Consider the following 23,277-nt stretch of genomic DNA (forward strand, 5'->3'; position numbering starts at 1 on the left):
CGGCGGCCGGCGTCGGCGAGCCGACGTCAGCCGCTGCCTCAACCCAGCAGTTGCGCGATCGCTCCTGCGGTCACGGGGTGATAGCCCGCGCGTGCCCGATCGAAGATCCGTCGTGCGACCGGCATGCCCCAGTCGCCCTGCGCCTTCAGCGCGCGATAGACCGGCGTGATCAGCAGGTTGCGACCGACACTTGGCAGGAACTGTTCGGCCGAGGCGATCGCCGGCTGGTACCGGTTGCCGATCGCGAGCACGAGCCAGGCAGAGCGGATATAGGCGTTGGTGGACGTGGAGAGCCGGAACGCCTGATCCAATTCGGCCAGGCGTGCTGCGCTCTGCTGGCGGGGCAGGCCGTTGAGGAAACGAAGCCATTCCTGCGTCGACCAGCGGCTCGCATCGATCGAGGCAATCGGTGCGCCGCCGTTCACGCGCTCCAGGACTTGATCGATCTTTGCGAGCGTCGCCGACTTCACATGCACCGCATTGGCCGGAAGGCCGGGCTGGTACACCCACGCGTCGAGCTGCAGCTTCTCCTCCAGGGCGCTATCGCCCCGGATGAGGTTGGCGCGGAGGTCCTTCAGGAAGTTGGCGCTGGTCTGCGGCTGGAACGCATGCCGGTCGAAGTAGGAGCGCAGATAGGCGTCCCAACGCGCACGCCCGACCGTGTATTCGATCGTCCGCAGGAAGGTCGACCCCTTGGTATAGTCGAGCTGCCCGAAGGTGCCTTCCGGATCGCCGTGCAGCCGCGTCTGTTCGGGCTTCGCCTCCTTCAGGTCGCGCTGGAGGTCGTCCCACGACAGGTCGGCGAGCGTCGCTGCCCGCTCCTGGCCATACAGCGCCTCGTCGATGCGGTTCTCGAAATAGGTGGTGAACCCTTCGTTGAGCCAGCTGTCGGACCAGGTCGCGTTGGTGACGAGATTGCCCGACCAGCTGTGCGCCAGCTCATGCGCGATCACGTCGACGTTGGACTTGTCGCCAGTGATGATCGTCGGGGTGGCGAAGGTGAGGGTGGGGTTCTCCATGCCGCCGAACGGGAAGGAGGGCGGGAGGACGAGGACGTCGAAGCGGCCCCACCGATAGGCGCCGTAAAGCGCCTCCGCCGTGGTCACCATCTTGCCCGTGTCGGACAGTTCGGACGCCGTCCGGTCGAGATCGGTAGGCTCGGTGAAGACGCCGGTACGGCCGTCCACCGCGCGGAAGCCGATGTCGCCGACCGCAAGCGCGATCAGGTACGGCGGGACGTTGCGGTCCATGCGGAAGCGATAGCGGCGCTGGCCCTCGCCGGCAGCCTCGCCCTCGGGCGTCAGCCGTTCGCCGCTCATCACCGCCACCAGGTCGGCCGGCACCGTGATCGACGCACTCCAGCTCTGGCGAATGCCGGGGCTGTCCTGGGTCGGGATCCAGCTGCGGTTGTTGATCGCCTGCCCCTGGCTGAACAGGTAGGGCTTGCGCTTGCCGGCCGTGAGCTCGGGCGGCAGCCAGCCGAGCGCCCGCGCGTCGGGGCGCGAGCTATAGGTGATGACCACCCGGCGGGCCTTTCCGATCGCGACGGTCAGCGGCGCGCCCTTGTACGGGTCCTCCGCGCCGACCGTCCATTTGAGGGGCTTCCCCGCGCCATCGGTGATGCGGCTGATGACCAGCCCCTTGTCGTCCAGCACGATCTCGCGCGCGTCCGGGCGCGCCAGGATGTCGAGGGTCGCGGTGCCCCGCATCGTGCGGCTCGCAAAGTCGGCGACGAGGTCGAGGTCGACATGCGTCACCCGCGCGATCTCCGGACGCGCATAGGTGAGCACGTCGCGCGCATCCGGCGTCGTCAGGATCGGCGAGGGCGCGTCCGGCGCGGCCATGGCGGGCGCGGCGAGCAGGGCGGAAGCAAGGAGGAAGCGGCGCATGGGGATCCACTGTTCTGGTGAAGCCGCACGTGTCGCTGCTGACCGCCCCGCGCGCAAGGGCCGGCGCGACTTCGCGCTCCGCCCGCTCGCGCGTGCGCCTATGAGAACAGGCCCAGCGGCACCGCTTCGCCCATCTTCCGATAGCCCGCTTCGGACGGGTGGAGGTGATCGCCGGAGTCGAGCGCCGGGGCGAGCCGATCCGGTTGTGCCGGGTCGCGCATCACCTTGTCGAAGTCGAGGACCGCGTCGAACGTGCCGGAGGTGCGGATGAAGCGGTTGATCTCCTGTCGCGCCGCTTCCAGTTCGGGCGCGGGGTGATAATAGCTGTTGCCCCCGAACGGCATGACCGTTCCGCCGATCAGCTTGATGCCATGGGCGTGCGCACGCTCGGCGAGCTGGCGGTAGGCGGCGGTGATCTGCCGCACCAGCGCGCGATGCTGCTCCGGGGTCGCCGGGGCGTCGCGGGTGAGGGTGCCGAGATCGTTGATCCCCTCCAGCACGACCGCCCAGCGGACGCCGCTGCGGGCGATCACGTCCCGATCGAAGCGGGCCATCAGATTGGGGCCGAGTCCATCGAGAAGGATACGGTTGCCGCCGATCCCCGCGTTGACCACGCCAATGCCCCGTGTCCGCGCTTCGCTCCGCAGCCGTTGCGCGAAGACGTCGGTCCAGCGGGTGTTCCGCTCCGGCTCGACACCATAGCCGTCCGTGATGGAGTCGCCGATCGCCACCACCGTGCCGACGTTCGTTGCGGCCGCCACCTCCACGTCGGCGATCAGGTACCACCGGGTGGTGGGCCGCGCGCCGGGCAGGTCCGTGTCCGCGACATGCTGGCCGGTCAGAAGGAAGCTCGTCGCGCGCGCCCCGGGGTGGCCGGTCTGCGGTTCCGGTGCCTCGGGCAGGTAGAGGCTGATGGCGAGGTCCGCGCCGGGCGCGAGGTTCAGCAATACCGGATCCGAATAGATTTCCGCCCCGGCCGGAATCACGGCATCCGCGTGACCCGAGAAGGTGAGCGCCACGCCGCCTTCAACCCGCGGGGTCCCCGGCTTTGCCGCGCGGGCGACATGCGCCGCGCCGATCGGCAGCGGACGCGTGCCGAAGCGGTTGGAAAACCGCACGCGGATCTCGCCGCCGCCTGCCGAGAGGCGGACCACCTGGCGCAGGGTGACGGCATGTGTCGCATCCGCCGGCAGCGCATTCTCGCCCTCCGGGATCATCTGTGCCGAGCCCCAGCTCGCGATCCAGCGGGTGGCGCTGGTGCGCGCGTCGGCAGCGCCGCCGGCCAGAAGAAGGGCGGCGGCCGCAATCGTCGTCTTCCAAGCTGTTGCCATCGGGTGGTTCCTCAATGCCGGGGTTGGTGGCGGATCAATGCGGATTGCCGGGCGCATGGGGGAAGCTCTGCGCCCTGTACCAGGCGAGGTCGTGCTCGGGCGCCGCTGCCCCGGCCGGGAGCGGCAGCCCGTTCACCGACTGCCAATAGGCGAGGCTCGCGTCGCGCCACCAGCGCGCCTCGCGCTCCTGGATGGCGAGGAAAGCTGCCGTTTTCTCCCAGCGTTCCGCATCCACCAGCGCGCGCAGTCCGTCCCATTCACGCCGCATCGCCGCCACGGTGGCCACGCCGCGGTCGTAGCGGCGCACCATCCCCTCCCAAAGCGTCTCGCCGCTTTTCAGGCGATAGTCCCAGGGGAGGTGGTGGAACCACAGCAGCTCGCTCTCAGGGGTTGTACGCGGGTTCGCATAGAGCTTCGCCACCGCCGGCGCATATTGCGCGACCGCGTTGCTGCCTGTCCGGGTGCGGTCGAAGCCGATCCCCCGGCGATCGGCGCGATGATAGTAGACGGGATTCCATTCAGGCCGCTGCAGCTCGCTCACCCACGGACCCGGCCCGTAATGGTGTCCGGTCGCCATGACGTGCGCGAGGCCCAAGGGCCCGGTATAGTCCACCACCGCCTCGCGCGAGCGCATCATCATGTCGACGACCGGGTCCACGACCCGCGGATCGGTGCCGAACGTCTGCTGCGCCCATTCGCGTGCTATGGCCGCCGCATCGAGCGACGGGTCCCATGCCAGCCGTCCGAATGCGTACCAGTTCGCCTGGTTGAACGTGCCCCCGGTCCAGTCGCGATCGTCGCCGATGTTCGCGACGCCGGCCATGCCGGTCAGCTGGTGGCGCTCGCTCTCGCCGTCGACGACGCTCGCCACCGTCTCCTTGCCGCGCCCCGTCTTCGCCTCCAGCACCTCGGTGAAGAGCGGCCCCAGATAGGCGAGGTGGGTCGCCTGCCCGAGATACTCCTTGGTGATCTGAAACTCCATCATCAGCGGCGTCTTGGGCATGGCGCCGAACAGCGGATGGAAGGGCTCGCGCGGCTGGAAGTCGATGGCGCCGTTCTTCACCTGCACCATCACATTGTCGGCGAACTTGCCGTCTAGTGGCTTGAACTCGGTATAGGCCTGCTTGGCGCGGTCCTCCGGATCGGTGTCGGCGTAGACAAAGGCGCGCCACATCACGATGCCGCCATGCGGCTTTACCGCCGCAGCGAGCATGTTGGCGCCATCCGCATGGCTCGCGCCATAGTCGCGCGGACCCGGCTGCCCCTCGCTGTTCGCCTTGACGAGGAAGCCGCCGAAGTCGGGGATGGCGCGATAGATCTCGTCCGCCTTCGCCTTCCACCAGGCCGCAACGGCAGGGTCGCGCGGATCCGCGGTCTTCAGGCCGCCGATCTCGATCGGTGCCGAGAAGCGGGCGGAGAGATAGACGCGGATGCCCCAGGGGCGGAACACGTCGCCCAGCGCCGCCGCCTTTGCGATATAGGGCGCGGTGAGGCTGTCGGCCTTCGCATTGACGTTGTTCAGCACCGTGCCGTTGATGCCGATGGAGGCATTGGCGCGGGCATAGTCTGTATACCGAGGATCATGGTAGTCCGGCAGCTTCCACCAGTCCCACAGCGACTCGCCCGAATAGCCACGCTCCACCGTGCCATCGAGGTTGTCCCAATGGTTGAGGACGCGCAGCTTCACCTTGGGCGCCGAGCGAAGCGTCGCGTTTGCGACCTGTCCGCCGCTGGCGACATGGCGGATCAGGGCGAAGGCGCCATACAGCACGCCTCGATCGGTGTTGCCCATGACCAACAGCACCGGACGCCCGCCGAGCAAGACGGGGCGGACCAGATAGCCCTCATTGCCGAGTTCCGCGACCGGCAGCCGGAGCCCCGAAACCGAAGGGTCGTTTGCCAGCGCTACCAGTACCGGCAGGTTCGCAGCGGCGGGCAGATCACGACGAAGCTCGGCTTCGGCGAGCCGCAATGTGGGGGTGTCGCCAAGGCGCAAGATCGCAATCGGCCCCTCGGCCGGCGCCTGGGTGCGGAGCCAGAGGCGGTACCCGTCTTCCGCGGCGGCCGGTGCCGTCAGCAGGGCTGCGGTCACCGCGATGGCGCTGGCGCGCACCAGCGTCCTCATTGCCTTCATTCCTCTCTCCCGGTGCGCGGCGGTTGACAGCCCGCTGCGTCGCTGGCCATGGTAACGGTATCAGTTGAACAGGCAAGCCGCGCAAGACGGAGGCCGCAACGGGGAGCGGATCGTGACGCGCGCAGAATGGAAGACCGAGCAGAGCGACCGCCAGTCGTCCGCGCGCCACGGATCTACGATCCTCGATAGCCGCGCGGGCGAAGCGGTCGCCCGGCAGTATGGCTGCAATCAAGTCTCCTCTGGCGCGCGTCCAATCACGACACTGCGCAACTCGCAGTCCGAACGCATTCCGGCTGCGGGATGGGACGCGCGAGGCAGTCGCACCCGCCAATTGCAAATCCTGCTCGGCCCGAACGGCCGCGGCCTCCAACCCGTCGTGCTCAAGATCGCCTGAGGAATCCGATGCCCAAGATCGTCAAAGCCCGCGTCATCGTCACCAGCCCCGGGCGCAACTTCGTCACCCTCAAGATCGAGTGCGACGACGGCACGACCGGCGTGGGCGATGCCACGCTCAACGGCCGGGAGCTCGCGGTCGCCAGCTACCTCGCCGAGCATGTGGTGCCCTGCCTGATTGGGCGCGAGGCACACCAGATCGAGGACGTCTGGCAGTACCTCTACAAGGGCGCCTATTGGCGGCGGGGCCCTGTGACGATGACCGCGATCGCGGCCGTCGACATGGCGCTATGGGACATCAAGGGCAAGATCGCGGGGCTTCCCGTTTACCAGCTGCTCGGTGGTGCGGCGCGCGAAGGCTGCATGGTCTATGCCCATGCCAACGGCACGACGATCGACGATACGATTGCGGCAGCCAGGGCGGCGATGGACGAGGGCTACCTGGCCGTGCGCCTGCAATGCGGCGTGCCGGGGCTGCCCTCCACCTATGGCGTCGCCAAGCATGGCGAGCGCTATGAGCCCGCGGACGCGGACCTGCCGAGCGAGAGCATCTGGTCGACCTCCAAATATCTGCGCGTCGTGCCCGAGCTGTTCCGGGTCGCGCGAGAGGAACTCGGCTGGGACGTCCACCTGCTGCACGACATCCACCATCGACTGACCCCGATCGAGGCCGGGCGGCTCGGCCGCGACCTGGAGCCTTATCGTCCCTTCTGGCTGGAGGATGCGACCCCGGCCGAAAACCAGGACGCCTTCCGCCTGATCCGCCAGCACACCACGGCGCCGCTCGCTGTGGGGGAGATCTTCAACTCGATCTGGGACTGCAAGACGCTGATCGAGAACCAGTGGATCGACTATATCCGGGCGACCGTGGTCCATGCCGGCGGCATCACCCACATGCGCCGGATCGCGGCGCTCGCCGACCTGTATCAGGTGCGCACGGGCAGCCATGGCGCGACCGATCTCAGCCCCATCTGCATGGCCGCGGCGCTGCATTTCGGCCTCTCCATTCCGAACTTCGGCATTCAGGAGCACATGCCGCACACGGAGGAGACCGACCGCGTCTTCCCGCACGCCTATTCCTTTGCCAACGGGCTGATGCATCCGGGCGACAAGCCCGGCCTGGGCGTCGACATCGACGAGGAACTGGCGAGCACCCACGCGTACAAACGCGCCTTCCTGCCGGTGAACCGGCTGGAGGACGGTACCTTGTGGAGCTGGTGAGGTGAGCGAGTTCACCCAGGCCGCCGCACAGGCGCCGGAAACCGCCGCGCATGCGGTGCGGCCGCCGCGCGGGCGCATCCGCTGGGTGATCTGCGGCCTCCTCTTCACCGCCGTGGTGCTCAGCTACATCGACCGGCTGGTGCTGGGCGTGCTGAAGCCGCAGTTGCAGGGCCTCTACGGCTGGACCAACTCCGGCTATGCCGACATCACCGGCTACTTTCAGGTCTTCTATGGCGTCGGCTTCCTGCTGTTCGGCTGGCTGATCGACCGGGTAGGCCCGCGGTGGGGCTATCTGCTGGCGATGGGCAGCTGGACGGTCGGGCATTTCGCGCAGACGCTGGTCACCTCCACCGCCGGCTTCGTCGTCGCCCGCATCCCGCTCGCGTTCGGCGAGGCGGGGACCTATCCCTCCGCACTCGCTGCCGCCTCGCAATGGTTCCCCAAGAAGGAACGCGCGCTCGCGATCGGCATCTTCAACGCCGGCGCGAACGTGGGCGCGGTGGTGACCCCGTTGCTGGTCGGCTTCATCGTCGCCGACCTGATCCTGGATTGGCGCTGGGCGTTCATCGTCACCGGCCTCTTCAACATCGTCTGGCTCGTCGCCTGGTGGCGCCTCTATCATCCGCCGGGCCGCCATCCGCGCATCACGACCGAGGAGCGCGCCTGGATCGAGGCGGAGCCGGCGGACGACAACGGTCGTGCAGGCTTCCTGTCCGTACTGCGTCATCGCGAGGCCTGGGCGTACATGGCCGGCCGCTTCCTGATCGATCCGGTGTGGTGGACCTTCCTCTTCTGGCTGCCGGACTTCTTTCACACCCGCTACGGCTACGACCTGAAGAGCTTCGGCCCGCCGTTGGTGGCGATCTACATCCTGGCGGACCTGGGTGCGGTGGCGGGCGGCTGGTACTCGTCGCGCCAGCTGAAGCGGGGTGCCTCCGCGGGAAGCGCCCGCAAGCGCGCGATGTTCGTGTGTGCGCTGTTCGCCCTGCCGGTGATGTTTGCAGCACAGGCGAGCAGCATCTGGATCGCCGTCGCGCTGATCGGGCTCGCCTGCGCGGCGCACCAGGGCTTCTCGACCAACTTGTTCGCGCTGCCGGGGGACCAGTTCCCCCGCTATGCCCAGGGAACGTTGATCGGCCTGGGCGGCTTCGCGGGCGCGGTCGGCGGCTTCCTGGCCTCCAAGACGCTGGGTGCGCTGCTCGACAAGGTCGGCAGCTACGGCCCGTTCTTCGTCGCCTGCGGCTTCGCCTACCTGGTCGCGCTGCTGGTCTTCCACCTCCTCAACCCGCGCTACCGCGACGTGAAGATCGCGCAATGAGCCTTCTCCGCCGTCGCCGACCGAACAAGGGAACTCACGTGAAGCATATCGCTGCAAGCCTGGGTGCAACGCTCCTCATCGCCACGCCTGTTCTGGCCGAGACGCCGCGCCTCGAGCGCAACGGCGAGGCGACCCAGCTTGTCGTCGGCGGCAAGCCGATGCTCCTGATCGCGGGGGAGCTGAGCAATTCGGCAGCCTCCAGCGCGACCTATATGGCGCCGCACTGGGCCAAGCTGCGCGCGATGAACCTCAACACGGTGCTGGCGCCAGTATCCTGGGAGTTGATCGAGCCGGTCGAGGGCCGGTTCGACTGGTCGAGCCTCGACTCCATGATCCGCGAGGCGCGCGCGAACGACCTGAAGCTCGTGCTGCTCTGGTTCGGCGCCTACAAGAACTCCATGTCCACCTATGTGCCCGGATGGGTGAAGCGCGATCAGGCGCGCTTCCCGCGGGCGGGGCTGCCCAACGGGCAGTCGGTGGAGATCCTGTCGACCTTTGGCGAGGAGATGATCCGAGCGGATGCCCGCGCCTATGCGGCGATGCTCGCACACCTGAAGGCCGTCGATGGCGAACGGAACACCGTCGTGATGGTGCAGGTGGAGAACGAGATCGGCATGCTGCCGGTGGCGCGGGACTATTCCCCCGCCGCCAATGCAGCCTTTGCGCAGCCGGTGCCGGCGGAGCTCACCACCTATCTCGTCCAGCACCGCGACACGCTGGTGCCGGAGATGAAGGCGATGTGGCTGGAGCGCGGTGCTCGCACCCAGGGCAGCTGGACGGAGCTGTTCGGCGACGGCGACGCCGCGGCGGAGGTATTCACCGCGTGGCACTATGCGCGCTTCGCCGATGCGCTCGCCCGCGCGGGCAAGGCGGCCTACGCGCTGCCGATGTACGTGAACGTCGCGCTCAATCGACCGGGACGCGCGCCCGGCCAATATCCGAGCGGCGGCCCGTTGCCGCACCTGATCGACGTGTGGAAGGCAGGGGCGCCCTCGATCGACCTGCTCGCGCCCGACATCTATTTCTCGAACTTCACCCAGATCGTCGATCGCTATCACCGGCCGGACAATCCGCTGTTCGTGCCGGAGGCGCACAACGCCGACAATCCGATCGTGCCGGCAAACGCCTTCTATGCCTTTGGCGAGCGGGACGCTATCGGCTTCGGGCCGTTCTCGATCGACTCCGTGGACGATGCGCCGGGTCAACTCGGCGCGGCATATGGCGTGCTTCGCCAGCTCCAGCCGCACATCCTGCAGGCGCAGGGCAGCGACCGGATCGCTGGCTTCAAGCCGCGGCAGCGCTACGACGATTCGCTCGATTACGAGCCGCAGGTCCGGCGGGTGGGCAACTACCGCTTCACCGTCGCCTTCGCAGACATCGAGCGGCCCACGATGACGCCGGAAACCGCCGGCTACGGCGGCATGGTGATCCAGATCGGAGCGGACGAGTATCTGATCGCGGGGCAGGGGATTACGGTCACCTTCGCCGGTGCGGGGGAGGGGCCGTCGCTTGCCGGGATCGAGCGCGCGGAAGAGGGCGTGTTCAACGCCGCCGGCCAGTGGGTGGCGGGACGCCTGCTGAACGGCGACCAGACGCACCAGGGGCGCCACATCCGGCTGCCGGCGGGGCAATGGGGGATCCAGAGAGTACGTTTGTACCGCTACCGGTGACGTACCTCCGGCGGGTGGCTCAAGAGGTCGACGTGTCTGCAAGGTGACACCGGGCTGCAATGCGAACATCGACAGCAACGTCGGGTAAAAAACGTGCTTGCGCTGGGTAGCGCTACCAGTAAAGCATAGCACATCCAGAAACGAGGGCGGTCCACGCCCCGGCTTCACAGGGAGAGGAACCCATGCGGACTGTACCGATTCGCCGCGCGAGCGGCTTTGCCGCGCTTTTGCTTACCACCGCCGCTTGGCCTGCCATGGCTCAGACGCAGGGAGAGCCCACCGCCTCTTCCTCGAGCAGCGCCACCACGGAAGCAGGCGCCCCGACCCAGGACGGCGCCGGGCAGACCCAGCCTACCGCCATCGACGACGCGGCGCAGGCACCGGCGGACCCTTCTGCCACCGGTAACGAAGACATCGTCGTTACGGGCTACCGCGCATCCCTGCAGAGCCAGACCAACGCCAAGCGCAACTCGATCGGCTTCACCGACACGATCTTCGCCGAGGACATCGGCAAGTTCCCGGACACGAACATCGCGGAATCGGTGAACCGCATCCCGGGCGTCACCATCAGCCGTGAAGTGACGGGCGAAGGCGCCAACGTCGCGATCCGCGGCCTGGGCACCAACTTCACCCGCGTGCTGCTGAACGGCGCACCGGTTGCCATCGCGTCCGTGCGGTTCGATGCGCAGAGCACGAACCGCGAGGTCGATCTCGACCTGATCCCGACCGAGCTGTTCACCCAGCTGACCGTCAGCAAGTCGCCCACGGCCAGCCAGATCGAAGGCGGTGCGGCCGGTACCGTGAACCTGCGCTCGGCTCGGCCCTTCGACAATCCCAAGCCCTATATCAGCTACGGTCTCCAGGGTTCGAAGGTGAGCTCGGCCGACAAGTGGGGCTATCGTGGGCACGTCCTGGCGAGCGCCACGTTCGGCGACTTCGGCATCCTGGTCGGCGGCGCGGCGGTCAAGAACCGCTTCCGGGTCGACGGCTTCGAGACGATCGGCTGGACCAACCCGAACCTGACCGCCGCGCAGAGCAGCAGCCCGACCCGCAACAACACCGGCGGCGGCAACTGGACTATCCCCGGCACCGTTCCGGTCAACGCCGGCAACGGCCTGACCCCCGGCACGGTGATCGACCAGGCGTTTCTCCTCGCCAACAACCCGGGCGCCACGATCGAGCAGCTCGACAACGGCCTGCTGCCGCGTCTTGGCCGCCCGCGTACCGAGATCGGGGAACGCACCCGCTACAATGGCCTGGTGTCCGTGGAATGGCGGCCGAGCGATGCGCTGCACTTCTATGTCGATGGCATGTACGCCAAGCGGGACACCGACTTCCAGCGTTCGGCAATGAACTGGGCGGTCCGCAATGGCGCCGCCATCCCGCTCAACACCACCTACGACAAGTCCGACTGTTCGGACGGGTGCACCGTCACCAGCGGTACTTACGCCAATTCGCAGTTCTTCCTCGAATTCCGCCCGTACAAGGACCGTCAGGATTACTGGGGCGTCAACCCGGGTATGGAGTTCGTCATCAACGACTTCATCAAGGGCGACCTGCAGGCGAACTATACGAAGAGCACCTTCCGTCGGGAAAGCCCGACCGTCCTCGTCATCACGCCCCCAAACAGCGGCGTGACGGTGGACTACACCAACGACGGCGGCATCCCTGACATCTCGCCCAACATCGACCTGAACAATCCGGCCAGCTTCGGCTGGGCCGGCGGCGGCCGCCTGAACCTCAACGGCGAAGAGCGCGAGACCGAGACCAAGGGCGTCCGCGGCAGCCTGTTGTTCGGCGATGAGTCGCGCTTCAGCGTCCGCGTCGGCGCGGCTTATGACGACACCAGCCGGCGGATCACGCCGTTCGACAACACCAACCCGTGGCAGGCAGCGGTTTGCGGCAACAATCCCAATGTCGTCCTGCCCGGCCCGAACCGTCAGCCGGTCTGCGACGGTGCCAACCTGCCCGGTACGGCGACGCCCCCGGGCTATCCGTCCTATCCGGCCTACGGGACCGGCTTCTCGACCGGACTGCCGCCGCTCAGCTATGGCGGGTCGCTGGTTCCGACCGCGGCGGTGCCAGGCTTCCTCATGCCCACCGGCGCCGGCTTCGTCACGGTCGACTGGAACAGGTTCAAGGATGCGACCAACTATAACGAGTTGCTTGCCGGGGCGACGGAGACCGGTGCCGGCAGCAGCGGCGCCAACGGCGGCCTGATCCGCGAAAAGGTGACCGGCACGTTCATCGAAATGAACGGCGTGTTCGATGTGCGCGACGGCGACACGCTGCGCCTGAACGGCGGCATCCGCTATGTTCGTACCGACCAGCGGGTCGGCGGCCGGACCACGATTCCGAACCCGCTGAACGTCCGGGGCGGCGTTACCTGCCCCGGCGAGAGCCCCACGTTCGTGCTCGACGGCTCCTGCTATCCGACGATCGTGAACTTCGCGCGGACGCAGCGCCTCTATTCGAACTTCCTGCCGTCGGCGAGCCTCGCCTACAGCTTCGGCGACAAGGCGGTGGCCCGTGCCTCGATCTCGCGGACGATGACCCGTCCGGACCCCAACCAGCTGCTGCCGGGTGCATCGTTTGTACAGCCGTCGGCGGACGTCGGCACGCTCGGGAACAACGCGCTCGACCCGTACATCTCGGACAACATCGACCTCGGCTTCGAATATTACACGGGTGGCGAAGGCGTGATCGCGTTTGCGGCCTTCCGCAAGTCGATCACCGGCTTCACGATCAACGGCATCACCACTGCGCCGTTCTCGACGCTGGCGCCCTTCGGGATCACCTTCGCTTCGCTCACCGCGGCGCAGCAGCAGGCTCTGATCGATCGCGCCACCCCGGCAGGTATCCGGCCTGAGGACGTTCCGATCCAGCTTCAGCAGCAGGTGAACGCCGACGGCAAGCTCAAGGTCAACGGTCTCGAGTTCCAGGTCACCCAGCCGCTCGACTTCGCCACCCGCCTGATCGGCGTCGAAGGCTTCGGCGTGCAGGGCAACCTTACCCTGATCGATCAGCGCGGCGAGGGAACCGTTGCGCCGGTCGCCCTGGGCGTCTCGCCGACCACCTACACGCTGACCGGCTACTACGAAGGCAACGGCCTGTCGGCACGCCTGACCTACACCTACAACGAAGGTTCGGTGAACTCGGGCTTGAACCAGAACGGTATCCCGGATGCCGCGATCATCGGCCGCAACTACGGTCAGCTCGATTTCTCGGGCAACATCGATCTCGGCAAGATCCTCGGCAACGACTATCTGCCGACCGTCGTGGTGAACGTGATCAACATCAACAAGGAAGCACAGAGCTCGTACTTCCAGTTCCCGAACGCCACGTTCAGCGAATATAATCCAGGCCGGACCGTCCTGGTCGGCGTGCGCGGACGCTTCTAAGCGCCGCCATCCGCACGAAGAACGCGCAACGCCGCCCCTCGGGGCGGCGTTGTCGTTTCCGGGGTTCCCGCTCCGGCGGACGCGCCGGTGGTCCGCCGGTCTTCTAGTCGCGCGCCGCCCTCCGCAGGTCAGCCGCGCCCGTCGAGGCGAACGGTGCGCCCCTCTCGCGCGGAGCGGTAGATTGCCTCGACGATGCGCATGTCGCGCAGCCCCTCTTCGCCCGAGACGATCGGCTCACGGCCGGTGCGGACGCACTGAGCGAGATGGTCGAGCTGGCCCGCGAACTGCGTCTTGCCCGGACCCGGCGGCGGCGTCACCTCGCGCTCGCGTCCATCCTTACCCAGCCACATGCGTTGGCCGTCGTAGCGGGTCGCCGGCTCCAGCTCGATTCGGCCCTTGTCGCCCATCAGCAGGATGTGGTTCTGGTTGGCGCTGTACATGGACTGGCAGCTGCCGATCGCGCCCGAGGGGAACTCGAGCGTCCAGTCGAGGATGTCCTCGACCTCGGTGAACCGCGGGTCCTTGCGGTCGGTCGATTCCCGCGCGGTCACCGCCACGGGCTCCTCGCCCGTCATGTAGCGAGCCGCCTGCAGGCTGTAGATCCCCATGTCCATCAGCGAGCCGCCGCCCGACATCGCCTTTTTCAGCCGCCACGCCGATGGGTCGCCCTGGACGAAGCCGTGTTCGGACCGAACGTAGCGGATCTTTCCTGCCTCACCGGCGCGTGCCAGCCGCATGGCCTCCAGGTTGAACGGCTCGAAATGGGAGCGATAGCCGATCATCAGCTTGCGGTTGGCGGTCTTGCAGGCCGCGATCATCGCCTCGCACTCCGCGACGGAGACGGCCATCGGCTTTTCGCACATCACGTGCTTGCCCGCCTTGGCGGCGCGGATCGTATATTCGGCGTGCATCGAATTGGGCAGGCAGACATAAACGACGTCGACGTCCGGATTGTCGCGGATCCGGTCGAAGTTCGCGTAGGAGTAGATGGAGCGCGGGGACAGGCCGTGTTCGGCTGCCACCTTCTTTGCTTTGGCGGGATCGCCGCTCACGACCGCGGCCAGGCGGCTGTGCTCGCAATTGGCGAACTGCGGGATGATGACGCCTAGGCCGTAGTAGCCGAGGCCTACGATCGCATAGCCCAAGGGGCGGTTCGGGCGCTCGGCCGCGAAGGCGCGGGGACTAAGTGCGAGTGCGGCGGCCGATAGGATGAGATCACGTCGTGCAACTTCCATAGCAGGCTCCCTGGCGTTCGGGTCGATCGATCGGGAAGGCGCACGCACAAGCGCAAAGCTAGGCGACTATCGGATGTTGCGGTGTGGCGCGTCCTCGGATGGGGCTTCGGGGCGAAGCTAGCAGCATTGCCGCCGTGGGGAAGGGGCATGCGCCCCAACCCGCGGTGGCCGATTGGCTCCTCCGGGCGAGCGCACGCTCGCCCGGAGAAAGGCCTTGTCAGATGAAGCGATTGATGAGGTTCTCGATCCGCTCCTGGCGGCCCGAGCGCGGCTGCGGGTCGATCGACTGCTCGACCGCCAGGTCCGCGATCCCGGCCAGATCGAGGTCGGCGATCTTTTCGCCGAACGGGCCGGTCCAGCCGGCGTAGCGCTCCGCCTTGAACGCATCCAGGCGACCGTCCTCGATCAGGGCTGCGGCATTCAACAGGCCCTTGGCCACCACGTCGATCCCGCCGATGTGCCCGTAGAAGAGGTCGACGGCGTCCATCGACTGGCGGCGGACCTTGGCGTCGAAGTTGAAACCGCCGGTGGTGAAGCCCCCGGCGCGCAGGATCTCCAGCATCGCCAGCGTCATTTCCTCGACCGAGTTCGGGAATTGGTCGGTGTCCCAGCCGTTCTGCGGGTCACCCCGATTGGCGTCGATCGAGCCGAAGATGCCGAGCGCGCCTGCGGTCGCGATCTCGTGCTCGAAGGTGTGGCCGGACAGCGTGGCGTGGTTCGCCTCGATGTTGACGCGGACCTCGTTCTCCAGGCCATAGCGCTTCAGAAAGCCGTACACGGTCGCCGTGTCGAAGTCGTACTGGTGCTTGGTCGGCTCGTGCGGCTTCGGCTCGATCAGGATCGTGCCGGTGAAGCCGATCTTGTGCTTGTGCTCGACCACCAGGTTCAGGAAGCGGCCGAGATTGTCGAGTTCGCGCTTTAGGTCGGTGTTGAGCAGCGTCTCATAGCCCTCGCGGCCGCCCCACAGCACATAGTTGGTGCCGCCGAGGCGATGGGTCGCCTCCAGCGCGTCGCGGACCTGCATCGCGCCGAACGCGAACACTTCCGGGTCCGGGTTGGTCGCGCCGCCGGCGGCATAGCGGGGGTGGCTGAACAGGTTGGCGGTGCCCCACAGCAGCTTGCGGCCGGAGGACGCCTGCAGCTTTTCAAGGTGATCGATCGCTTCGGCGAAGTAGCGGCGATGCTCCGCCACGTTGGCGGCGTCCGCCATCACGTCGACGTCGTGGAAGCAGTAGAAGGGCACGTCGAGCTTCTGGAAGAAGTCGAACGCCACCTCACGCTTCTGCGCCGCTGCGTTGCTGTCGTTGGCACCGCGATGCCAGGGGCGGTTGAAGGTGCCGCCACCGAACACGTCGCTGCCGGGCCAGCAGAAGGTGTGCCAGAAGCACGCGGCGAAGCGCAGATGCTCCTCCATCGTCTTGCCGAGCACGACGCGGTTCTTGTCGTAGAAGCGATAGGCGAGTTCGTTCTCGCTATCGGGACCCTCGTAGCGGATCTGGGGAATGTCGGCGAAGAACTCGGCCATCACAGGTTCCTTATGCGGGGATAGGCGTCGCGGAAGGTGGCGCGCTTGGGGGCCAGGCGCTCGACGAGCGCTGGATCGGGTTCAATGACGTGGGCGACGGGCGGTGCCTGGCACACGTCTGCGGCGGTGCCGCCATCGAGGGCAAGCTGGGCGAGACGGGCGGCACCCAAGGCAGGCCCAACTTCGCCGCCCTGCAGGTAGACAAGCGTCACGTCCATCGCTGCCGCAAGCGTCTCGCCCCAGTAGCGCGAACGGGCGCCACCCCCGATCACCGACAGGCGATCGATGGTGGTTCCGGCTTCGCGCAGGACGCGCACGCCGTCGGCAAGGGCGAAGCCGACGCCTTCCAGCACCGCCTGCGCCAGCCGTTCCGGGCTGGTGTCATGGTCGAGCCGCAGGAACGCACCGCGCACCTGCGCATCATTATGCGGCGTCCGCTCACCGGAGAGATAGGGGAGGAAGATCTCCGGCCCGGACGCCGGACCGGCGCGTTCGGCGCGGGCAAACAGGTCGGCGGCACCGGCGGCGCCGGTCAGGCGCGCCACCCAATCGATGCAGGCCGCAGCCGACAGGTGGACCGCCATCTGGTGCCACATGGCCGGCAGGCAGTGGCAGAAGGCGTGGACTGCGCCGGCGACATTCGGCCGAAACTGGTCCGTCGCCACGAAGATGACGCCCGACGTGCCGAGCGAGAGCAGGGCGTCGCCGTCGCGCACCGCGCCGACACCGGCAGCACCGGCGGCATTGTCGCCGCCGCCACCAGCGACGGGCACCTCGGCCATGCCCCACAACGCGGCGATGTCGGGGAGCAGCCGGCCGGCAATGTCGCTCCCTTCCACCAGCTGCGGCATCTGCGCCTCGGTGAGGCCGGTGGCCGCGAGCAGCGTGTCGCTCCAGCGCCGGCCCGCCACGTCGAGCCACAGGGTGCCCGCCGAATCCGACATGTCGGAAGCCTTCTCGCCGGTCATCTTCAGTCGGACATAGTCCTTGGGCAGCAGCACGGTGGCGATGCGGTCGAAGACCGCGGACTCGTGGTGGCGGAGCCACTGGAGCTTGGGTGCCGTGAACCCCGGCATCGCAAGGTTGCCGGCGATCGCGTGCAGCTCGGGGACCGCTGCCTCGAGCTCCGCGCATTCCGCATAGGAGCGGCCATCGTTCCAGAGGATCGCCGGCCGCAGCGGCGTGTCGTCTGCGCCCAGGACCGTCGCGCCGTGCATCTGGCCGGCGAGCCCGATGCCCCGCACGGCTCGCCGCACCGCCGGATCGATCGCCTGCACCGCCGCCGTGGTGGCATGCCACCAGGCGTCCGGATCCTGCTCCGACCAGAGCGGCTGGGGCCGTTGCACGCTGAGCGCGGCGGTACCCTGGCCAACGACTGCGCCGTGTTCGTCCAGCACCACCGCCTTGACGCCGGAGGTGCCGATATCGATGCCGAGGAACATGGGCCGATCAGTCCTTGAACGGATCGATCAGCTGGATCGTGCCGTCCGTGTTGAAGGTCAGTTCGGTCACCTTGGCCGAGCGCAGGTGGTTCTTATCGGATAGCTGGGTATCGTGATAGAACAACCACCAGCGGCCCTGGAACTCGACGATCGAGTGATGCGACGTCCAACCCTGCACCGGCTTCAGGATGTGCCCCGTGTAGCGGAACGGCCCATAGGGCGAGTCCCCGATCGCATAGTTCAGGAAGTGCGTGTCACCCGTGGAGTAGGTGAAGTAGTATTTGCCGCCGCGCTTGAACGTCCACGCCGCCTCGAAGAAGCGCCGGTCGTGGTCGCCGCCCAGGACGGGCTTGCCGGCCTCGTCCAAGATGACGACGTCACGCGGGGTTTCGGCGAACTGTTTCATGTCGGCGGACATGCGGGCGATCTTGGGTGCGATCGCGCGCTTGTCGTCCTGCTTCAGGTCGGTGTCGCCGCCGTTCGGATCATAGCGTCCCGTCGTCCAGCGCTGGAGCTGGCCGCCCCAGATGCCGCCGAAGTACATGTAGCTTGCGCCGTCCGTGTCGGTGAACACGGCCGGGTCGATGGAGTAGCTGCCGCGGATCGGCTCCTTCTCGGCCTTGAAGGGCCCGGTCGGCGACTTGGACGTCGCGACGCCGATGCGGAAGATGCCCTGTTTGTCGCGCGCCGGCATGTAGAGATAATAGGTGCCGTTCTTGTACGCAGCGTCCGGCGCCCAGGTCTGCTTGGAGGCCCAGGGAATGTCTTTCACGTCGATCGCGACCGGATGCACCGTCACCGGGCCGCCGACGCGATCCATGCTCAGCACGTGATAGTCGTGCATGGCATATTGGTTGCCCAGGTCGTCGTTGGGGATCCCCGCATCGACGTCATGGCTGGGATAGACGTAGAGCTTCCCGTTGAAGACGTGCGCCGAGGGATCGGCGAAGAACTTGTCGGTCACCAGCGGCTGCGCCACGTACCGGCGCCCCTCGGGGCTACGTGCTTCGGCATGCGTCGCATGCTGAGCTGCGGTGTGGGTCTGCGCGCCGGCCAGCGTTGCCGTAGCGGCAATGGCGGCGGTCGCCAGACAGAGTTGTAGGCGCAGGCGCATTCAGGCTCTCCTTCCTCTTTTCGGACCTTCTTGCGAGGCCTCGGGCCGCTGACGCAACCTAGATAGCGCTACCATATTGCGGGATTTCGGCGCCTGCAAGGAGATTGCACACGCGCGTCGCTCTTGCCCATCCTGCCGCTTGCGTTCATGCCTGCGCGGTCTCGAACCTGGAATGCGCCAACCGCCCCATGGACCCGATCTCCGCCGCACCGACACGTTCTTCCCGCCGCGCGGGTTCGGCCCCCACCATCAGCGACGTCGCCCGGCGAGCCGGAGTGTCTCCGATGACGGTGTCGCGCGTCATCAACGGCGAGGCGAACGTCCGGCCGGCAACACGGGACGCCGTCAATGCGGCCATCTCGGAACTCAACTATGCGCCCAATCGGGCTGCCCGCAGCTTGGCCGGGGCAGGGCAGGTCCGGATCGGCCTGCTGTACAGTAACCCGAGCGCCGGCTTCCTGAGCGAGTTCCTGCTTGGCAGCCTGGACCAGGCGAGCCGCAGCGACGTCCAGATCGTCGTGGAGCGGTGCGAACTCGGCGAACATGAACTCGAGGTCGCCCAGCATCTGGTGCGCGGCGGCATCGACGGCATCATCCTGCCGCCTCCCTTGTGCGAGGCGCCGGCGCTGCTCTCGCTGCTCCGATCGGCGCGGATCCCGACGGTCGCCGTCGCCACCGGCCTGCCCGCAGAAAACCAGCTGGCGATCCGCATCGACGATCGCGAGGCCGCGGCGATGATGACCCGGCACATCATGGATCTGGGGCATCGCCGCATCGGGTTCATCGCGGGCAACCCCAACCTGTCCGCGAGTGCGCAGCGGCTCGAGGGTTTCCGGGAAGCGCTGGCCGCTGCCGGCATGGCCGAGGATCCGGCGCTGATCGTCGACGGGCTGTTCACCTACCGCTCCGGGCTGGACGCGGCCGAGCAGTTGCTGGACCTGCCGGAGCCGCCCACCGCAATCTTTTCATCGAACGACGACATGGCGGCAGCGACGGTTGCGATCGCGCATCGCCGCGGCCTCGACGTGCCTGGTGACCTTACCGTCTGCGGCTTCGACGATACCACCTTGGCGACCGCGATCTGGCCGGAATTGACGACCATCCACCAGCCGATCGCCAACATGGCCCGCGCCGCGGTGGAACTGCTTGTCGCCACCCTGCGCCAGCAGAAGCGGCTGGATGGCGCCGCAGAGCAGCAGGTTCTCGATTACACGCTGATCCGCCGTCAATCGGACGCGCCGCCGCGTCGCCGGCCACGCGCGCTCGGCGCTTGACGGCAGCCGGCAACTTGATAGCGATAACAGGTTAAGGCGGACGGGCAGTTGGCCACCTCGAGCGCGACCAGCCGCGGGGAGCAAGAAGCCGCACAAACGATGAATCCGGCGTGGGCCGGGCGAGGAGAGACGATGACTGACAGCTTTAGGGGACCGGGGCAGGGGGGGGCAGGCATCGCCACCAACCACGGCTTCATCGCCGCAATCGTCGCAGTGGCGACGATCGGCGGCTTCATGTTCGGCTATGATTCGGGCGTGATCAACGGCACGCAAAAGGGGCTGGAGTCGGCATTCGACCTCGGCCGCCTGGGCATCGGCGTCAACGTCGGCGCCATCCTTGTGGGCTCCGCCATCGGCGCCTTTGGCGCGGGACGGCTGGCCGACGCGATCGGCCGCCGCAACGTGATGATGCTGTCGGCGGTGCTGTTCCTGGTCAGCGCCGTACTTGCCGGCGCTGCCAATGGCTCGCTGGTCTTCATCCTCGCCCGCATCGTCGGCGGCCTGGGCGTCGGCGCCGCGAGCGTGATCTCCCCGGTCTATATCTCGGAAGTCACTCCCGCTTCGATCCGTGGGAGGCTTTCGAGCGTGCAGCAGGTGATGATCATCACCGGCCTTACCGGCGCGTTCGTCGCCAACTTCGTGCTGGCGCGCTATGCCGGTGGCTCGACGTCCGAGTTCTGGCTGGGCTTCCCGGCCTGGCGCTGGATGTTCTGGCTGCAGGCCATCCCGGCCGCCATCTATCTGCTGGCGCTGCTCGTCATCCCGGAAAGCCCCCGCTTCCTGGTCGCCAAGGGACGTGACGCGGAGGCTCATGCGGTGCTCACCCGCCTGTTCGGCAGTGCGGAGGCCGACCGCAAGGTCGTCGAAATCCGCAACTCCCTCGCGGCCGACCATCACAAGCCCAAGCTGTCGGACCTCCGCGACAAGGCAACCGGCAAGATCCGTCCCATCCTGTGGGCCGGCATCGGCCTCGCGATCTTCCAGCAGCTCGTCGGCATCAACGTCGTCTTCTACTATGGCGCGGTGCTGTGGGAGGCGGTTGGCTTCACCGAGGACAACGCGCTCCAGATCAACATCCTGTCGGGCGTGCTGTCGATCGCAGCCTGCCTGTTCACGATCGCGACCGTCGATCGCATCGGCCGCAAGCCGCTGCTGCTCGTCGGCTCGGCCGGCATGGCCGTTACCCTGGCCGTGGTGGCCTACGCCTTCTCCACCGCAGTCACCGATGCGTCCGGCGCGGTTTCGCTGCCGGGCCATAACGGGATGATCGCGCTGGTCGCGGCCAACCTCTACGTGATCTTCTTCAATGCCAGCTGGGGCCCGGTCATGTGGGTGATGCTGGGTGAGATGTTCCCGAACCAGATCCGCGGTTCCGGCCTCGCGGTCTCGGGCTTCGCGCAGTGGATCGCCAATGCGGCGATCTCGGTGAGCTTCCCGGCGCTTGCCGTCTCGCCGGGCCTGACCGTTACCTACTTCGGCTATGCGTTCTTCGCGGCCGTGTCGTTCTTCTTCGTGAAGGCGATGGTGAACGAGACCCGTGGCCGCGAACTGGAGGACATGGCGGGCTAAGCCCTCCTGCTAGTCACCAACACAGAAAAAGGCGGGAGTACCACACCGGTACTCCCGCCTTTCTCATATCTGACGTCTGGAAAGGCTTACTTGGTCCAGGCGTAGGGTCCGATCAGCGTTCCGACGAAGCCCGTCGCGACCTTCGTGCTCAGGAACTGCGCGTCCACGTCCGCGGCCAGCGTCTTCCTGCCGGCTGCGCCCTCATAGTCGAACGCCATGGTCCCTCCATCGGCCCGGATCGTCAGCGTCACGGGATTTCCGGGCGATATTGGAGCCGAGGAAACCAGCCGCTCCTGGCCCTGGTCGGCCGTGTAGAGCGCCACCACCGGCTTGCCCGCAATCCGCGTCACGCCGAAGAACAGGTAGTTCCGGTCGCTTTGCATCGCCGCGAGGCCACCGCGCTCCCCGTCCGCCCCTGGATCGAAGCGCACCGTGGTGGTCACCGTGGCGACATGATGCTGTTGCCGCCGGCCAAGGAAGGCGGGCACGCCCGAGAGGTCCCCGATGGGTGTGCCGCGGTCGAGCACCAGGTCACCGGCCTCGAGGTGGTAGAAGGGGCGCTTGGGCGTGCGTACGCCGACCCACTGCATCGCCAGCCTGTCGCCGTCGAACTCGTCGACATAGCCGAAGTCGCCGGTCGTCGGCACCGGGCCGGGCGCCTGGGCCGGCAGCTTGGGCGCCCTGCTCGCAAAGGGGATGGTCTCGCCCTTGGGCAGGATGATCGGCCAGCCGTCCTTCCAGGTGACTGGCAGAAGGAAGGTTTCGCGCCCGATGTTGTAGAAGTCGCCTTCATAGGGGCGCACGGCGAGGAAGGTCGCGAACCACTCTCCGTTCTGCGTCTCGACCAGCTTGGCGTGCCCCGCAGACGTGATCGGATTTGGACGTGCCGGATCGAGATCCCGCTGGGTCAGGATCGGGTTGTCCGCATAGGGTACGAAGGGGCCGCGCAGGTTCTTCGAACGCAGCACCACCTGCGAATGGTTGACGCTGGTCCCGCCCTCGGCAGCGGTCAGATAATACCAGCCGTCCTTCTTCAGGATGTGCGGCCCCTCGATCCACACCGGCTTCTTGGAGATGTCGACGCCTCCGTTCACCAGCTGCGTGCTTTCGCCCACCATCTTGGCGGCGCGCCAGTCATACTCCTGGATCCAGATCGCGCGATGGCCGTCGTAGCGCGGCGGTTCGGCCGGTGCTCGGTTGTTGACGATATAGGCGCGGTCGCCTTCCCAGAAGATCGAAGGATCGATCCCCTCGAACGGCAGCCAGATCGGCTTCGACCAGGGGCCGGCCGGATCCTTCGCCGTGATGACGAAGTTACCGCCGCACTCCACGCAGGTGTTCGCGATGTAGAAGGTACCGTCGTGGTACGAGATGTCGGGGGCGAACACCGCCTGCGAAGTCCGCATGCCGGTGAAGTCGAGCTGCTCCGGCCGATCAATCGCGTTGCCGATCTGCGTCCAGTTCACCAGGTCCTTCGAGCGGAAGATCGGCAACCCCGGATAGTGCGCAAAGGAGGAGAGGACGAGATAATAGTCGTCGCCGACGCGCGTGACCGACGGATCGGGATAATAGCCGGAGAGGATCGGGTTGCGGTGTTGCCCCGTACGGACGGTCACCCGTTCCTGGGTGCGGCCGTCGTAGGTGAAGCGGCTGAACCGTGCCGGCTCCGTCGCCAGCGCGGGGGAGCCGGCGGCGAGACCCGCCAGCGCCAGGACAAGCGTGCGAAAATGCATGTCGATCCTCTCCGTGATCCTGTTCGGG

Annotated in this window: 15 protein-coding genes; 7 read left to right on the forward strand and 8 right to left on the reverse strand. The window is 67.2% G+C overall.

Features of this window, described 5'->3' with window-relative positions; genetic code table 11:
* Positions 1–38 precede the first annotated feature (38 nt).
* The 3 genes from VPH46_RS12210 to VPH46_RS12220 form a co-directional block, all read right to left on the reverse strand.
* Entirely contained in the window at positions 39–1,889 is a 1,851-nt protein-coding gene (locus VPH46_RS12210) for a M1 family metallopeptidase (RefSeq protein ID WP_416611570.1), read from the reverse strand.
* 98 nt (positions 1,890–1,987) lie between these two features.
* Positions 1,988–3,220, reverse strand: a complete 1,233-nt coding sequence (locus tag VPH46_RS12215; protein WP_416611572.1) for an SGNH/GDSL hydrolase family protein — start codon at positions 3,218–3,220, stop codon at positions 1,988–1,990.
* A gap of 34 nt (positions 3,221–3,254) precedes the next feature.
* Positions 3,255–5,354 (reverse strand): alpha-glucuronidase family glycosyl hydrolase, encoded by a 2,100-nt coding sequence (locus VPH46_RS12220; protein WP_416611574.1) that lies wholly within the window; start codon positions 5,352–5,354, stop codon positions 3,255–3,257.
* Positions 5,355–5,466: 112 nt separating this feature from the next.
* Here VPH46_RS12220 and VPH46_RS12225 point away from each other — a divergent pair, with 112 nt between their 5' ends.
* The 5 genes from VPH46_RS12225 to VPH46_RS12245 all read left to right on the forward strand — a co-directional run bounded on the left by VPH46_RS12225 (position 5,467) and on the right by VPH46_RS12245 (position 13,357).
* Positions 5,467–5,748 carry a hypothetical protein gene (locus VPH46_RS12225; protein WP_416611575.1) on the forward strand — a complete coding sequence of 94 codons (282 nt, stop codon included), beginning with the start codon at positions 5,467–5,469 and terminating at the stop codon, positions 5,746–5,748.
* Between the two features lie 8 nt (positions 5,749–5,756).
* Positions 5,757–6,968 (forward strand): D-mannonate dehydratase ManD, encoded by a 1,212-nt coding sequence (gene manD / locus VPH46_RS12230; RefSeq protein ID WP_416611577.1) that lies wholly within the window; start codon positions 5,757–5,759, stop codon positions 6,966–6,968.
* Between the two features lies 1 nt (position 6,969).
* A complete protein-coding gene (locus VPH46_RS12235) occupies positions 6,970–8,286 on the forward strand; it encodes an MFS transporter (protein ID WP_416611579.1) in 1,317 nt (438 codons plus the stop codon).
* Positions 8,287–8,324: 38 nt separating this feature from the next.
* Positions 8,325–9,956 (forward strand): DUF5597 domain-containing protein, encoded by a 1,632-nt coding sequence (locus VPH46_RS12240; RefSeq protein ID WP_416611581.1) that lies wholly within the window; start codon positions 8,325–8,327, stop codon positions 9,954–9,956.
* A 254-nt stretch (positions 9,957–10,210) separates the two neighbouring features.
* The gene (locus tag VPH46_RS12245) at positions 10,211–13,357 is read left to right on the forward strand and encodes a TonB-dependent receptor (protein WP_416611583.1); all 3,147 of its coding nucleotides are present in this window, start codon (positions 10,211–10,213) and stop codon (positions 13,355–13,357) included.
* Between the two features lie 128 nt (positions 13,358–13,485).
* On the opposite strand, the gene VPH46_RS12250 is transcribed toward VPH46_RS12245, so the two are convergent.
* The 4 genes from VPH46_RS12250 to VPH46_RS12265 all read right to left on the reverse strand — a co-directional run bounded on the left by VPH46_RS12250 (position 13,486) and on the right by VPH46_RS12265 (position 18,673).
* Positions 13,486–14,592, reverse strand: a complete 1,107-nt coding sequence (locus VPH46_RS12250; RefSeq protein ID WP_416611585.1) for a Gfo/Idh/MocA family protein — start codon at positions 14,590–14,592, stop codon at positions 13,486–13,488.
* A 217-nt stretch (positions 14,593–14,809) separates the two neighbouring features.
* Entirely contained in the window at positions 14,810–16,120 is a 1,311-nt protein-coding gene (gene xylA, locus VPH46_RS12255; RefSeq protein WP_416611587.1) for a xylose isomerase, read from the reverse strand.
* Complete coding sequence (gene xylB, locus VPH46_RS12260) at positions 16,117–17,559, reverse strand: xylulokinase (RefSeq protein WP_416611589.1); 1,443 nt, start codon at positions 17,557–17,559, stop codon at positions 16,117–16,119. The genes xylA and xylB overlap by 4 nt, the downstream gene beginning before the upstream one ends.
* A gap of 7 nt (positions 17,560–17,566) precedes the next feature.
* Entirely contained in the window at positions 17,567–18,673 is a 1,107-nt protein-coding gene (locus tag VPH46_RS12265) for a glycoside hydrolase family 43 protein (protein ID WP_416611591.1), read from the reverse strand.
* A gap of 188 nt (positions 18,674–18,861) precedes the next feature.
* Here VPH46_RS12265 and VPH46_RS12270 point away from each other — a divergent pair, with 188 nt between their 5' ends.
* A complete protein-coding gene (locus VPH46_RS12270; protein WP_132883592.1) occupies positions 18,862–19,947 on the forward strand; it encodes a LacI family DNA-binding transcriptional regulator in 1,086 nt (361 codons plus the stop codon).
* A 132-nt stretch (positions 19,948–20,079) separates the two neighbouring features.
* A complete protein-coding gene (locus VPH46_RS12275; RefSeq protein WP_416611593.1) occupies positions 20,080–21,516 on the forward strand; it encodes a sugar porter family MFS transporter in 1,437 nt (478 codons plus the stop codon).
* Positions 21,517–21,602: 86 nt separating this feature from the next.
* Here the strand turns inward: VPH46_RS12275 and VPH46_RS12280 are convergent, their stop codons facing one another.
* Positions 21,603–23,249: a glycoside hydrolase family 43 protein gene (locus VPH46_RS12280; RefSeq protein WP_416611595.1), complete on the reverse strand. Its 1,647-nt coding sequence runs from the start codon at positions 23,247–23,249 to the stop codon at positions 21,603–21,605.
* Positions 23,250–23,277 lie beyond the last annotated feature (28 nt).

The sequence above is a fragment of the Sphingomonas sp. MJ1 (PH-R8) genome, assembly GCF_048058635.1.
Classification (GTDB): domain Bacteria; phylum Pseudomonadota; class Alphaproteobacteria; order Sphingomonadales; family Sphingomonadaceae; genus Sphingomonas.